The organism is Maricaulis sp. D1M11 (assembly GCF_047308265.1).
Classification (GTDB): domain Bacteria; phylum Pseudomonadota; class Alphaproteobacteria; order Caulobacterales; family Maricaulaceae; genus Maricaulis.
In genome coordinates, this window is record NZ_JBKQWY010000005.1 from 19,524 (window position 1) to 33,767 (window position 14,244).

Annotated in this window: 17 protein-coding genes; 11 read left to right on the forward strand and 6 right to left on the reverse strand. The window is 59.5% G+C overall.

Translation table 11 applies throughout. The features are described 5' to 3' along the window. Positions 1-3: 3 nt before the first annotated feature. Entirely contained in the window at positions 4-624 is a 621-nt protein-coding gene (locus RMQ97_RS09165; RefSeq protein ID WP_413660571.1) for a TetR/AcrR family transcriptional regulator, read from the reverse strand. A gap of 136 nt (positions 625-760) precedes the next feature. On the opposite strand from RMQ97_RS09165, the gene RMQ97_RS09170 reads away from it, so the two are divergent. The 5 genes from RMQ97_RS09170 (at position 761) to RMQ97_RS09190 (ending at position 4,907) form a co-directional block, all read left to right on the forward strand. Beyond that, complete coding sequence (locus tag RMQ97_RS09170) at positions 761-1,450, forward strand: peroxiredoxin-like family protein (RefSeq protein WP_413660572.1); 690 nt, start codon at positions 761-763, stop codon at positions 1,448-1,450. Between the two features lie 22 nt (positions 1,451-1,472). Further along, positions 1,473-1,763: a DUF1330 domain-containing protein gene (locus RMQ97_RS09175; protein ID WP_413660573.1), complete on the forward strand. Its 291-nt coding sequence runs from the start codon at positions 1,473-1,475 to the stop codon at positions 1,761-1,763. A 9-nt stretch (positions 1,764-1,772) separates the two neighbouring features. Continuing rightward, on the forward strand, positions 1,773-2,762 hold the full coding sequence (locus RMQ97_RS09180; protein WP_413660574.1) for a haloalkane dehalogenase: 990 nt from the start codon (positions 1,773-1,775) through the stop codon (positions 2,760-2,762). A 185-nt stretch (positions 2,763-2,947) separates the two neighbouring features. Further along, a complete protein-coding gene (locus RMQ97_RS09185) occupies positions 2,948-3,721 on the forward strand; it encodes a phage tail protein (protein WP_413660575.1) in 774 nt (257 codons plus the stop codon). Between the two features lie 76 nt (positions 3,722-3,797). Further along, complete coding sequence (locus RMQ97_RS09190) at positions 3,798-4,907, forward strand: phage tail protein (protein ID WP_413660576.1); 1,110 nt, start codon at positions 3,798-3,800, stop codon at positions 4,905-4,907. Between the two features lie 7 nt (positions 4,908-4,914). Here RMQ97_RS09190 and RMQ97_RS09195 read toward each other — a convergent pair whose 3' ends face one another. The 3 genes from RMQ97_RS09195 to RMQ97_RS09205 all read right to left on the reverse strand — a co-directional run bounded on the left by RMQ97_RS09195 (position 4,915) and on the right by RMQ97_RS09205 (position 8,061). Then, positions 4,915-6,873 carry a methyl-accepting chemotaxis protein gene (locus RMQ97_RS09195; RefSeq protein WP_413660577.1) on the reverse strand — a complete coding sequence of 653 codons (1,959 nt, stop codon included), beginning with the start codon at positions 6,871-6,873 and terminating at the stop codon, positions 4,915-4,917. Between the two features lie 130 nt (positions 6,874-7,003). After that, positions 7,004-7,465 carry a preQ(1) synthase gene (queF, locus tag RMQ97_RS09200; RefSeq protein WP_413660578.1) on the reverse strand — a complete coding sequence of 154 codons (462 nt, stop codon included), beginning with the start codon at positions 7,463-7,465 and terminating at the stop codon, positions 7,004-7,006. A gap of 119 nt (positions 7,466-7,584) precedes the next feature. Beyond that, the gene (locus tag RMQ97_RS09205) at positions 7,585-8,061 is read right to left on the reverse strand and encodes an Lrp/AsnC family transcriptional regulator (RefSeq protein ID WP_413660579.1); all 477 of its coding nucleotides are present in this window, start codon (positions 8,059-8,061) and stop codon (positions 7,585-7,587) included. 195 nt (positions 8,062-8,256) lie between these two features. On the opposite strand from RMQ97_RS09205, the gene ald reads away from it, so the two are divergent. Together ald and RMQ97_RS09215 are read left to right on the forward strand one after the other, a co-directional pair. Then, complete coding sequence (ald, locus tag RMQ97_RS09210; RefSeq protein WP_413660580.1) at positions 8,257-9,375, forward strand: alanine dehydrogenase; 1,119 nt, start codon at positions 8,257-8,259, stop codon at positions 9,373-9,375. Positions 9,376-9,674: 299 nt separating this feature from the next. Then, entirely contained in the window at positions 9,675-10,334 is a 660-nt protein-coding gene (locus RMQ97_RS09215; protein WP_413660581.1) for an HAD hydrolase-like protein, read from the forward strand. 24 nt (positions 10,335-10,358) lie between these two features. Here RMQ97_RS09215 and RMQ97_RS09220 read toward each other — a convergent pair whose 3' ends face one another. Together RMQ97_RS09220 and RMQ97_RS09225 are read right to left on the reverse strand one after the other, a co-directional pair. After that, entirely contained in the window at positions 10,359-11,093 is a 735-nt protein-coding gene (locus RMQ97_RS09220) for a DUF4328 domain-containing protein (RefSeq protein WP_413660582.1), read from the reverse strand. Between the two features lie 143 nt (positions 11,094-11,236). Continuing rightward, positions 11,237-12,199 carry an NAD(P)H-dependent flavin oxidoreductase gene (locus RMQ97_RS09225; RefSeq protein ID WP_413660583.1) on the reverse strand — a complete coding sequence of 321 codons (963 nt, stop codon included), beginning with the start codon at positions 12,197-12,199 and terminating at the stop codon, positions 11,237-11,239. Positions 12,200-12,436: 237 nt separating this feature from the next. On the opposite strand from RMQ97_RS09225, the gene RMQ97_RS09230 reads away from it, so the two are divergent. The 4 genes from RMQ97_RS09230 to RMQ97_RS09245 are packed head-to-tail and all read left to right on the forward strand — an operon-like array spanning position 12,437 to position 14,232. Then, positions 12,437-12,907, forward strand: a complete 471-nt coding sequence (locus RMQ97_RS09230; protein ID WP_413660584.1) for a hypothetical protein — start codon at positions 12,437-12,439, stop codon at positions 12,905-12,907. Next, positions 12,897-13,295: a hypothetical protein gene (locus RMQ97_RS09235; protein WP_413660585.1), complete on the forward strand. Its 399-nt coding sequence runs from the start codon at positions 12,897-12,899 to the stop codon at positions 13,293-13,295. Before RMQ97_RS09230 ends, RMQ97_RS09235 begins: the two co-directional genes overlap by 11 nt. A 2-nt stretch (positions 13,296-13,297) precedes the next feature. Further along, positions 13,298-13,918, forward strand: a complete 621-nt coding sequence (locus RMQ97_RS09240) for a hypothetical protein (RefSeq protein ID WP_413660586.1) — start codon at positions 13,298-13,300, stop codon at positions 13,916-13,918. Beyond that, positions 13,915-14,232 (forward strand): hypothetical protein, encoded by a 318-nt coding sequence (locus RMQ97_RS09245; protein ID WP_413660587.1) that lies wholly within the window; start codon positions 13,915-13,917, stop codon positions 14,230-14,232. The genes RMQ97_RS09240 and RMQ97_RS09245 overlap by 4 nt, the downstream gene beginning before the upstream one ends. Positions 14,233-14,244: the final 12 nt, after the last annotated feature.

The window sequence follows — 14,244 nt, forward strand, 5'->3', positions numbered from 1 at the left end:
CGACTAGTGCGCCGGGGCTGGTGATTGATACAATCCCAGACCTTTCAGGGTGATGTCCGAGATCTGACGCAATCCAGCTTCGGTGCGATCGACCTTGGCCATGACATTCATGCCCACCATCAGGTTCTGGAGAGCCAGCGCACTAGCTCGCACCGGATAATCGGGCGGAAGCTCGCCGCGGTCCACGCCCCACTCCAGCAGGGTTTGAAACCGCTGGGTTGATCCCTGAATAAACTCGCAGACCAGACGCCCGATCTCGTGATCCGGCTTATCTGCCAGTTCGGTGATCGCATTGACGATCATACACCCCCGACCGTCCGGTTCCTGACCGCGCACATGCACGATACTGGCGAAGACCCGTGTGATGAGTTCGCGGACGGACCAGCTCGTATCGTCAAAATCAACCTCATCGAGCGTGCGGTCCGGAGACCGCTGCGTGTAGAATCGCAAAGTCTCGCGAAACAAAGCTTCGCGTGTCCCGAACGCATTGTAGAAGCTCGACCGGGTCATGCCCATTTTTTCCGAGAGCGCCTTGACCGAACTGGCCTCATATCCATCGCTCCAGAACGCGTCGAGGGCGATCTGAACCGCCTCGTCACGATCGAATTTTGCCGGTCGTCCCATTCCGTGTCTCCTCGCCTGGCGCGCTCACAAAAGCGTGAAGTCCGGGCGGTCAGATTTCATTTGTTCACCCATGTACAAATGAGCGATTTCGTGTTTTGTACACCCTCGCACAATTCGGTGCAAGGGAAACAGATTCATGACATTGAACCAATCCATACGTGACACAATCGAGCAATTACGCGACGCGCTTCCGGCCGATATTACGGCCAAGATCGAAATCGGAGCTGGCGAAATCAGCGCACTCTCAATCGTAGAAGGCGCACGGTCCGCTGGCCAGTCCGCACCGGATTTTGCCCTCAAGGACCGCAGCGGTGAAACCAAGACGCTGAAATCCTACCTGGCTGACGGTCTCGTCATCCTCACTTTCTATCGCGGTGCCTGGTGCCCCTACTGCAATCTGCAATTACGGGCCTATCAGGATCATCTCGATGCGTTTCGCACCCGCGGCGCTCAGCTGGTAGCCATTACGCCGGAAACGCCGAACGCGATCGACGACCTGCTGGCCAGCGACCTCCCGGACGGCGTCATCGACGATACGGCTGCCAAGGTTGAGTTCGACGTCCTGCACGATGCCGGCAACACGGTTGCGCGCCAGTTTGGTCTGGTTTTCGACATGCCTGACAGCCATAAGGACGTGATTTCCGGCTTCGGGCTGGATCTGGAAGCCATCAATGGCGAAGGCGGCTGGGCCGTGGCCGATCCGGCCACCTATATCCTCACGCCGGACGGTCAGATCGCCTGGGCCTTCATCCCCAACAACTACCGCAAACGCGCCGAGCCCGAGGCCATTCTTCGCGCGCTCGACGACATCAACCGTTCCAACTAACACCCCCTCAAGGAGCTCCATCATGCCTGCATTTTTTGTTGCGACTGTTTCCGTCAAGAACCCCGAAAAAATGAAGGAATATGCTGCCAAATCCGGCCCGACCTTCGCCGCTTTTGGTGGCACCCTGCTCGCCCGCGGCGGCCTGGTCGAAACCCTGACCGGAGCAGCGGCAAAACCCGTCACCGCCGTGGTTCAGTTCCCCGATGCCCAGGCCGTGTCCGACTGGTACGCATCCGATGACTATCAGGCCCTGATCGCCTTGCGCGAAGAAGCGGCCGATATGGACATCAATGTCTTCGCGACGCCCGAATAGTCTCGATCCATGTCACGTCTTCTGACAGCGGCCCTGGCCGCTTTGAGCCTGGGAGGCCTCGCGGTCGCCCAGGACACGTCCGACACCCCGGCACCGCGCCTGCCTGCCCCGGCCATCGATGATGTGCTACATCTGGAGTATCAATCCGTGCCGGTTCTGGGCTCAACCATGACCTATCTTGAGATGGGAGAGGGTGATCCGGTCCTGTTCATTCACGGCAATCCGACCTCGGCCTATCTCTGGCGCAATATCCTGCCCATCGTGGGTGAGGACAGACGCGTGATCGCGGTCGACCTCATCGGCATGGGTCAATCTGGCAAGCCCGATCTGGACTATTCCTTCACCGATCACGCGCTGTACCTGGCCGCCTTTGTCGAAGCCCTCGGACTGGAAGAATTCACGGTCGTGGGACATGACTGGGGCGCCGCCCTGGCCTGGGATTATACCCTGCGCCATCCCGATCGTGTGACCGGGATTGCCTTCATGGAGGGTGTGCTGCCGCCCACCTTCCCCCAACCCAGTTTCGACGCCATGGGGCCGGAAATGGGCGGTATGTTCCGCATGTTCAAGGATCCGGTTCTTGGCGAGCAGAACGTGATCGGCCAGAACATGTTCGTGGAGCAGGTTCTGCCGATGCTAATCAATCGACCGCTCAGCGAGACCGCCATGGAGGCCTATCGGGCACCCTTTCTACAGGAAGAGGATCGCTGGCCGACACTCGCCTGGCCCCGTGAGGTTCCCATTGCCGGTACGCCGGCCACGACCGTCGACCGTCTCAATGACATCGCCGTCTATATGGGTGAAATCGACAAGCCGGTTCTGCTGCTCTACGCGGATCCCGGCGTGATCGTGCCGCGCCAGGCCGTCGACTGGTATGTCGAGACCATACCCGGACTGGAAACCGGTTTTGTGGGCCAGGGCCTGCACTTCATCCAGGAAGACCAGCCCGTTGCCATTGGCCGGGCGATCCAGGACTGGCTGCGCCGAACTGAGGGATAGGTGCCGCCAGAGCGCCGGGACACTTGTCCCTGTTCCGGCTCCCCCCTGCGCTCAGGGGTGCCCGGCGGCTCATCCCCGCCGGGCAAGCGCCGGAATAATCATAACCGCGCGCGAGTTTAGCTTGAACTGAACAGGTTTTGATTGTTGTTTGACGCTCCACACGAATTGATGTTTGGGGGCGTCAGATGTTGTTTCTTCCCGTGGTCGCTGTGCTTTTGGCCCAGGACACGACCGATCCCGGCCCGGGTGATACCCGCTCGGATGACCATACGCATGCCCAAGGGCAGGCGCAAAGACAGGCCCAATCCGAGAGCCACGCGGCCATGCACCCGCATGGGGAGGCAAACTCAGCCCTCTCTCCAGCTGAAGCCATCGATACGGACGATACCGCGAACAAGCCCGAGCCCCCGCCTCGCCCGACCTTGCGATACTATACGAGCCAGGTCGTGTTGTTCGCGAACTGGTACTGTCCTCTCGGAACAGTCGAAGCCGACGGTGGGTATTATCAGGTCAACGAGGTAATGGAGCTGTCGGCGCTCATTGGCAGCCGTTTTGGCGGTGACAATATCAACACGATACTGATCCCTGACTTGCGAGGCCGCACGCCGCTCGGCGCTCAAGGCTATCGCGACCCGGCCTATGGCGGCATGCCCTACCAGACTGTCGGAACTCCCGCACACTCCCACGTCCTGCTCGCCTCCTCCGCGGGTGTCTCCCAGGCCTCTCCAATAAACGGCATGCTTCCAACCAACTCACGGCCCGCTGATCCGACGCCGTATACATCACCTGTAAACGCGCAGAACCTGGTTGGGATGGGATATGAAACCATCTCCATGCAACCCTATACGCCGTCCGGCTACCCCATCAACACAGACAACTCGTCAGTTGACCTGTATCAGCCCCACCTGAACATCCGCTTCTGCTTTGTCCCGCAGGGCGTTTTTCCGCAACGCCAGTAGAAGGGGTCTCATTATGCTTCGGGCTCACACTATCTCCCGCCACTTGCTGATCGCCCTGACCGTCGCGGTAAGCAGCATGTCCTCGCCGGCCGCGCAGGCACAGCTGAATCCGGTGCTCGGGGAAATCCGGTATTTCGGTATCAATTACTGCCCGACAGGCTGGACGATGCCGGTTGGACAAACCATCGACCTGAGCCATCCGCCCCGGGGCGATTACGAGGGGCTGGCCGCGCTCCTCCAGCCCCCGTTGGGGCTACAAGGGCGAACCAATAATCTCAAACTGCCCAATCTGATGGACGTCTTTCCCGGGGGTTTTCAGACCACGCACGTCATCGGCACGACTTACGGCCAGAGCCACGTGACAGTCGAGCCGACAAATATGGAAACCCACACGCATGCCGTAATGGCCGACAGCGGTGACGCCACTCAGTCTTCCGCGCAAGGTGCCTATCTGGCCGGCTATTCCAATTCCTATCGCTTCGCCAACGGCTCTGAACCGACGGTCGACATGGCCAATGGCTCCATTACCCAAACCGGCACGCCTGGCCAGACCTTTTCAGTCCAGCACCCCTATACACGACTCACACCGTGTATGAGTGTGGACGGCTATTTCCCCTCCCGCGACGGACCGGATGCCTATGTCGACCGGCTGATGGGCGAAATCGTCATTCTCCCCTACAAGTTGAGCGACAGCATTCAATCCAGCTGTCCTGACGGAATGATTGAGGCTAACGGGACCTATCTCAACGCATCGACCTACGCGTCCCTGTACGCCCTCACCGGTGGGGCGTGGGGCACCCGGTCAAGCGGGACCGAGTTCGCTGTGCCCGATTTAACGGGACGCGTTCCGGTGTCCCATGGCACGCCCGTGATCAATAATCACCCCATGCAGTTTACATTCGCCAGTGAAGGCGGCGCTGAAACGGTGTCCATTCCCACCCATGAACACCTCCACAATCTGATGGTTGCCGTGGAGGTGGGAGACCAGCGCGATCCACAGGGGAGTTATCTGGCGGATTTCGAACGCGGGCGTGTCTTTGCCGGCACAAATCCGAACCCGTCATTGATCATGAATATGAACAGTGTCTCACCGGAGGGCACGGGAGCCCCCCTCCCGCTGGTCGCCCCGACGGTCGCATTGCATTTTTGCGTTGTAGTGACAGGGGACTGGCCTCAACACCCGTAATAGGCCCCTAGGCCGCGCGCATGAGGTCCCGCACGGTGCTGAGGAAGTCGGTCACGGCTCCCTCCAGCTCGCTGGATGTATCGGACAGATTGGCCACAATACGGTCAGACTGACCCGCGACCGTCTGGCATTCCGCCACGACGCCTTTCAGGCTCTCGGCTCCGGCTGCCGCCCGCTCGCTCGACTGACTGGCCAGCTCGCCACCATCGCGCAGCTCGTTGGAGGCCTGGCGCTGGGAGTCCACCGATTGCGTGATGGAGCCCACAGACGCCCCGGTCTCGGCGGTGAGACCACTGATATGACTGACCATGCCGGCAACCTGGCTGATCTGCCGGGTCAGGCCGGACATTTCATCCTGGACCCGCAAGGTGGCCGTTGAGGTTTGCTGGGACAGGGTTTTCACCTCGTCGGCGACCACCGCAAACCCTTTGCCGGCCTCACCCGCACGCGAGGCCTCGATTGTCGCATTCAACGCCAGAAGATTGGTGTGTTCGGCAATTTCCTCGATCAGCTCCACCACACGGCGGATCTCGCCCGAGGCGGCCTCCAGCGCCTGTGTGGCCTCGCGCGCTTCGGTGGCATCACCCTGGACCCGACCCGACAGGTCATGGGTCTGGCTGGTTGCCTGGGCAATCTGATCCATTTCCAGCAACAGGGTGGAGAGGTTGGACGACATGCCGGCAACATTGACGGCGGCTGTGCGCGACGTCTCCGCGACCTGGTCGGCATCCTGGCGAGCGCGTCCGGTCAGATCCATCATCCGCGCGGCCATGTCATTGACCTGACCAATCGCTTCACCAACGGTGTGAAGACAGGTCTCGATACTGGTCTGGAAGTCTAGAATCAGGCGCTCCACCTTGTCATAACGCGCACGCCGGCCCTCTGCTTCCGCACGCTCATTGTCTGCATGCACGGTTTTTTCGCGTTCCAGCACATGGAATTCACGCAGGGACGACGCCAGAACCCCGGTCTCGGTCTTGTTCTCCCAGCGCGCCAGATCAGCGATGCGTGACGCATTGCCTATATCCTGAACGGCCGCAGCAAAGGCGCGAAGCGGGTGACGGATGCTTCGGGACACAGCCACGCAGAACCAGATACAGGCCGCCGCCACGCCCATCACGATAACCAGAAGCCCCCACCCCGTCAGCTCAGCGACACGCGTATATTCCTGACGTGCTGCCACCGCATCTTCACGCAAGAGGGTCTGCTGCCGGGTCAGCTCGGTCAGGGTCATCTGAGATTGCCGCCGGTATTCGCTCACCCGCGTATCGAGACGCAGGGACATTTCCGCCCAGTCATTGAAGGCGCGCTGATAGGTTTGCGCCGGGTCCAGAGCGCCACTGAGAAAGCCGATAACCTCGGCCGTTTCGATCAACTCGACAAACCCGTCGATCTGGCCATTGAAACGGGTCACATAGCGTTCCTGCCCGCGCAACATGAAGTCCTTCTCGCTGCGGCGCAGGCTCAGCATTTCGATCGTCAGGATCTGGGCCAGCTGTTCCTGCCCGGAATTCGCCGGCTCGAACGCCTCCAGCTGTGTCTCGATACTGTGGACGGCGGCGCGCAATTCTCCGGTCAGACCCTCTTCCGAATGCAGGCCCAGGGACTGGCGAAGCGCGGTAATGTCCTGTGCGCGTTCGACCAGACCATCAAGAACCAGGTCCTCGTGCCCCGGGGACTGGCTGGAGAGCCGACGGCCCAGCTGATCAATGTCTGCGATTTGTTCGGGGGATTTATCGAGCAGGAATTGTTCGAGCGTGTATCCCAGCTCCAGTGCCGTGGTGCGAATATGTTCAATATCCAGCGCGCGAGCTTCGAGCCGCTGTGCCCGATTCAACGCGTCAGCCTTCTTGGCCTCGCCCAGAAGCATGGCGCCCCCAATCACCCCAAAGCTGGCGATCATCAACCCGAGCAGGGTGAACAGGCGGGCCTGGACCGTCCAGGCACTTAGGTGGAATAATTTCATTCGCTCCCCCAACAGAGTGGGGGAGAGTGTGCCAAACAGGGTTAACTCGATCTTACGACACAACCGGTTTTAGTTTCGAATAATCATGAACATTCAACAGGTTGCGTTACAGGGCCAAGCGGACCCAGGGTTAACCGCGCCCCCGATACGGCGGCACACCTTGATCGGGAACCCACACGCCGGCCGGCGCCTCGCCGGTCGCAAAAAACACATCAATCGGAATACCGCCGCGCGGATACCAGTAACCGCCAATGCGCAGCCATTGCGGGTCGAGCTCCTTGACCAGGCGCTGACCAATCATCGTCGTGCAGGCCTCATGGAAGGCACCATGATTACGGAAGGCCCCCATGAAGAGTTTCAGACTCTTGGATTCGACGATCCAGTCACGCGGCACATAATCGATCACCATGTGTGCAAAGTCCGGCGCGCCCGTGACCGGGCAGATCGAGGTAAATTCCGGGCACACAAAACGGATCATGTAAGGGGCGTCACACGGATTGGCGACACGTTCGAGAACGGCCTCTTCCGGCGTGTTCGGCAGCGGGGTATCGGCGCCCAGCTGGCCGAGTTCGGTATAGCGTTGATCGGTCATGGCGCGGATCTAATACCGCCATGAGGGGTTGGCAAGCATCTCGCCCCGGTCTTCTCCAGAACACTGAGCCTGCGAACCCGACCAAATCGCCCCCAAACAGCCCAGGTGACGATCCGGCCTCAGACCTCAACCCCGTCCGGGATCGGCATCTGGGTGCGTGAAAACACCCGTCGGATGGTGAAGGAGGAATTCAGTCGCGCCACGCCCGGCAGGGAGGACAGCACCTCACGGTGCACACGCTCATAATCATTAGGGTCGCGGACCAGAACGCGGACCAGATAATCCGCTTCACCGGACATCAGATAACACTCCATCACCTCAGGCACGCCTTCCACCGCATTCTCAAAATCGCGCAGCGTGTCATGCTTCAGATTGTCGAGCGTGACCTGGACATAAACGGTCATGCCCCGGCCCAGGGCTTTCTCGGACAACAGGGCGACATACCGCTCGATCACACCGGACGCCTCGAGGGCCTTGACCCGGCGATGGCAGGCCGAAGGGGATAACTGCACCCGGTCGGCCAGTTCGGCATTAGTCAAACGCCCTTCATCCTGAAGCGTATTGAGAATGGCGATATCTACCGTATCGAGCCGCATGACGGTCCCCCCGAACTACACGAAATATTCTTCTGGATCTGACGCTTTTTGCTGTATATACAGCGGCGCCATTGATTGCTTTGCGCAGCTCATTGCACACTTGCAATCCAGTGGTCAAGAATATTTCAAGTGCCAGCGCGATAACATCCCGGAGTGGAACGGATTGCGCCGACAGACAAGGGAAGCGGGAGAAACATGCGCATCGGTGTCCCCAAGGAAATCAAGGTTCGCGAATACCGGGTCGGGCTGACCCCGGACAGCGCGGCAGAACTCATCCGTGCCGGCCATGACGTCGTCGTGGAAACCCAGGCCGGGAGCGGTGTCGGCTTCTCCGATGACGACTACAAGGCGATCGGCGCCCATATCCTGCCCGACGCCGAGGCCGTGTTTGCCGACGCCGAGATGATCGTGAAGGTGAAGGAGCCGCAGCCGTCTGAAACGGCCATGCTGAAACCCCATCATATTCTCTATACCTATCTCCACCTGGCTCCGGATCCGGTCCAGGCCGAGGGCCTGCGCCAATCCGGCTGCACCGCCATTGCCTATGAGACGGTCACGGATGTGGATGGTCGCCTGCCCCTTCTGACCCCGATGAGCCAGGTCGCTGGACGGATGTCTGTGTCGGTCGCAGCACATTGCCTGCAAAAAGCCCAGGGTGGCCGTGGCCTGATGCTGGGCGGTGTGCCAGGCGTTTTGCCGGCCAAGGTCGTGATCATCGGCGGCGGTGTGGCCGGAACACACGCCGCAGAGATGGCGATCGGCGCACGCGCAGACGTGACCGTGTTTGATCGCTCCGCCAAGCGGCTCGCGGAACTCGACGAACAATTCGCCGGCAGTGTGAAAACCGCCTACTCCACCCAGGGCGCGCTCGACAAAGCTGTACGCGAAGCTGATGTCGTGATCGGTGCTGTTTTGATTCCTGGTGCCGCTGCCCCGAAACTCGTCTCGCGTGCCATGCTCGCAGACATGAAGGATGGCGCAGTGCTGGTGGATATCGCGATCGACCAGGGCGGGTGTTTCGAAACCTCAAAAGCCACCACCCATGACGCGCCGACCTATATCATCGACGGTGTCGTGCATTACTGCGTCGCCAATATGCCGGGCGCCTACGCTCGCACGTCCACTCTGGCGCTCAACAATGCCACCCTGCCCTTCGCCCTCGCTCTGGCCAACAAGGGTCCCCAGGCCGCGATGAATGATGATCCACACCTGGCACGCGGTCTGAATGTGCATGCGGGCGAGATCTGCTATGAACCGGTAGCGCGCGATCTCAACCTGCCGTATGTAAAACCGCAATGGCTCACCTCTATCTAAGGGTAGAAGTGTCACACGAATCCGTAGTGTGATCAGGGCCGGTCCACAGACCGGCCCTTTTTATTTCAGGCCGGGCCTGTGCCCGGACAGCATGGCGAACAACGCCAAAACAGGTGACGCGCCTGTCGGATGAGATTCAGGTCCAGGCCTTTCAGGGGTCCGGATCTTTCAAGGAACACACCCTGCCCATCGCAGGCCCTTGCAGTGGATTTCAGAAGACATCCGGACCGGAATGAACGCTGGGATGAACTCTGGGGAGATGTTCAACACCCGAACCGGCGCGAACCAAGGGGGGAAGTATGACGCAGCGTTTCGACCTCGTCGTTTTTGATTTTGACGGCACTCTCGCCGATAGCCTGACCTGGTTCCGCTCGGTGCTGGGTGATGTGCTCGAACACCACCGGCTCAAGCCCCTGACCCTGGACCAGGCCGAAGCCCTGCGTGGACTGACACCCAAAGCCATCATGGACGAGCTGGAGATCCCGGCCTGGAAAGTCCCGCTCATCGCCGCTGACGTCCGCCAGCGCGCTGCGGATAATGCCGACCAGATTGTGCTGTTTGATGGCATTCCCGAGCTATTGCTCGCCCTCAAGGCGTCCGGGGTCTCTCTGGCCGTGGTCAGCTCAAATGGCGAAAAAGCCGTACGCGAGGTGCTGGGGGCGGAACTGGCCGGCCTGTTCGACCAGTTTGCCTGCGGCGCGGCCCTGTTCGGCAAGGCCTCTGTGTTCAAGAAAGTCATCAAAAAGGCCGGCACAACCCCGCAACGCACCTTATGCGTGGGGGATGAGGTCCGCGACATCGATGCCGCACGCGAGGCCAGCTGCAACTGCGCAGCCGTCAGCTGGGGTTTTGCCACTGCCGACATCCTGGCGGACCAGGGGCCGTGTCACTTAGTCAGCGAACCGGCCGCCCTGGGCGACATTGTGCTGGGGCATCAGAGCGAAGCCCAACGGGCCTGATCTCGCCCCGCAAGTCAGGTCGGCTTAACGCAGCCGTGCTGGAACGACCTTCGTAAGCGCGGACTGATCCTCGGCGATCTGTTGTGACACGATAAAAATGCCGACAAGCGAGACAACGATAAGAACCGCTGCGACGATATGGAATTTGAGTGTGAGCAAGAAGGCGCCGAGCCTCTCCTTGTCTTCTAGAAGCGGCTCCAAACCCTCAAAAACAATCCCGGTCACGGCCCCGGACGAGATCGCGGAAAACAGACCGGCCACCAGCCAGCTGATCCACCATACGGCCAGCCAGTAAGCATTCGTACGCCCGCCATCCGCCCAGTCTCGACCTGCCGTCCAGATGTCGAGCACCCGATTGGCGGGGACGAACAGATTGCCGATGGGAATGAGGTACCAGATCCAGACCGCATGCGTGAACCGGTCATCGCGCTCGCGTGTGATCTGAAGTGCGTTGTGCTGCGCCCGCACGAAAAACATTACGTAACCGATCGCAAACAGCACGTTCAGCAATGCATTAAGCGTAAATCCACCGACAAACACGCCATTGAGAATGCCCTGGGCGGCTTCCGGAATGCGGTCGAATTCACCGTGGTATATATTGCCCAGGACGGCATGAGCGCCGATCGAGCCCATCACGATCAACAGGTGAAACACCAGGGACATCCAGATTGCAATCTGGAACACACCCCATCCACTACTGATCGGTCGAATATCCGCCCGACGCTCGATGAGCTCTTCGGTACTCAGACTAATGCCCATGCCATCCCCCCAACACACACTGAAGGAGATCGCATTATCTTGGCATCGCTTCAAGCCTGTATTCGGAGCTCGCACACCTCAAACCCGACTCAAACAGTGCCCGACAGGGCCGGACGCTGTCGTCTTGATACCGGATATGAAGCTCAGCCGATCAGGCGGGACTTCGCGGCGGCGTATTCGGCCTTGAGCTGGTCGATATAGGCCTCTGCAGACCGGACCGCCTTGATCGATCCAATCCCCTGGCCAGATCCCCAGATATCTTTCCAGGCCTTGGCGTCTTGATTGCCGCCGGAACCGAAATTCATGGCAGAGGGATCGCTTTGGGGCAGGTTGTCCGGGTCGAGCCCGGCATCTTCGATGGATTTGCGCAGATAATTGCCGTGCACACCGGTGAATAGATTGGTGTAGACGATGTCTTCGGCGGAGCCATCGACAATGCCCTGCTTGTAACGCTCATCCGCACGCGCTTCCTGGGTCGCGATAAAGGCCGAGCCGATATAGGCGTAATCTGCGCCCATGGCCTGGGCCGCCAGCACACCGCCACCGGTTGAAATGGACCCGGAACACAGGATCGGACCGTCAAACCATTCACGTGTCTCGGCCACAAAACCAAAGGGCGACAACGCACCGGCATGCCCGCCTGCACCGGCAGACACGCAGATCAGACCCGTGGCCCCCTTTTCAATCGCCTTGTGAGCGAAACGCTGATTGATCACGTCATGCAGAGTGATGCCACCCCAGCCGGTCACAGCCTGGTTGACCTCTTCGCGCGCCCCCAGCGAGGTAATAACGACCGGCACCTTGTATTTCTCACACAGGGCGATGTCTTCCTCGAGGCGGTTGTTCGAGCGATGAACAATTTGGTTCACCGCAAAAGGCGCGGCCGGTGCGTCCGGATTTTTTTCGTTGTAACTGGCCAGTTCAGACGTGATCTGGTCCAGCCATTCATCCAGCTGGGAGACCGGCCGCGCATTGAGCGACGGGAAGGAGCCCACGATACCGGCCTTGCACTGGGCGATCACCAGATCCGGGTTGGAGATGATGAAAAGCGGTGCACCGATAACGGGCAAACGAAGCTTGCCCTTCAGGATATCCGGTTCGGCCATGGTATCTCCCCTATCGACCTTGTTTGCGGTTCGGATCAGGTGTCACCGAACCGTCCGTTATGTCACCGCCGGGACTCGTTCATCGGTCACGTGCGGATCGCCGGTGAGATTAGTGGCGTCTTCCCGGACTGTCGAGACCAAACCTCCGCTTACGTCAACGTAATGCCCTGTCGCCGCTCCAACCCACAATTTCGACCTTAACTTGCAAGCCGACCAGGTTTGTGACCAAATCAACCTATGAGGGATATCTTGGCCATCATAGCGGTTGTCGTGCTTGCTCCACTTGGAACAGGCTGCGCCGTCAATGGGCGAGGCCTGGCGGTTACGGAGGTGACCCGGCTCGAAGAGGGCACACGGCTCGATGTCCGCTCGTTCGGGGGTCTCGTCTCGCGTTCGGGAGGAACGGAGTGGACGCTGGGATACCGGCACGACACTCTATTATACGCCGACCAGCTCGATCTGCCCGACGCATGTGAGACGGGATGTTTCAATCAAGCCACGCCAGAAGACGCTTTGGCATCAGATCGACTCTCTGTCGGAGTCCGTCTCGGCCTCAGCCCGATCTTGCGCGGACTGACGATTGGAATCGAGCGGGTGTATCTGCACCAGCAATCCATTCACGACACCCGCTGCGTCCGGATCCTTTACCATCATGACCAACCAGAGCTCACACACGTTCAAGAGGGGGAGAATTGCGATGAATTTTAGACGTTATTCCAAACACCTAGGCTTGATTCTGGTATCTATTACCAGTCTGAGCGCCTGCTCTAAATCAGACCATGTGTACTATTATCAACGGAGCGTACTGGGTGTCGATGCCTCGGCGTCGACCGCAGAACAGGGAGGCGGTCTCACTGTTGGATTTCGCCGAAACTTTCTCGCCTACGTCCCCACTCAAACCAATGAAGTCACTCCAACGGAAGTCACTCCAAAGCAGAGCACAATGTCAGTAATCGCGTGTGCCGAAGTTGAAATTGTAAACGCGTTCGGATTTGACGTGAATGAAGCCATGGCCACAGGTGAGGCTGCGCTCATTTACGCCGATAAAGTTGCCCAGGGCGCAGCCGGCCCGTTCTCATGCTTCCAGGGAGGCTAGTCATGCACATCAGAACCACATGGCCTGTCCTGCTTCTGATTCCCGTATTGGCCTCGGGCTGCAAGACAACAAAGACCTCGGATGCGGTCTTCTTCGCTGAAGAGGCCCAGATTGCCTTTTCCTTGACCCTGGCGCCCAATGCCGCCACCTCCTCGGAACCAGCCGAGATGAGCCTCGCCTACAAACGCTCGGTGTTCGCCTCGATACCCGGAAATGCTCCGGTTTCCGAGAATCCAAATCCGGGACAAGGCCCGTCGCGTGAGGCCCAGGACGTGATCTCCATGTTTGGCACCACGCGGACCGACAATAATGACTTTACGATCCGTAGCGCATTCTCAACCGGGCAGGCCGCGCGCGCGCTCGGTAACTCGGCAAGCAGTACCAACGCATTTCTCAATCTTGCGCCAGAGGACACGGAGTTCACACGCCGTGTCGCGGAGCTATCAGGGTGCAAAACCGCCCTCGCCAACAATGGTGACCCAGAGGCTCAACAGGCTGCCATTGATCAGTTGGGGATCAGTCAGGATGGTCGCTCGACGCAACAAACCATTCTGGAAATTGATCTGAGAGACCGTGAATTCGGCTTCAGCCAGCTTGAATCAGCCTTGTGTGACGAGTCATGACATTCATCCTTCAGATCGACACACTTGATCGCAATCTCGACTCGCAGGCTGCGTTCGAAACTGAAGCCAGGGGTGATGTGGCGCAGTACGGGGATCTGTGCGCCGCAGGATACAATCTCACCGAGGACAATCAGCGACGCAATTGGTATGTCTGCCGCACTGACAACCCGCGCGGATCCGACGCTCAAGTCACTCTCGTCAACGAGGGCGACGCGCCGCCGCAAGGGATGACGTATGTGTGCACGGCCTTTCTCAGGTTTGGGGACGCAAATGCTGAGGCATTCGATATCTATCAATCGCCCGACATCCCATAAACACTCCCCATA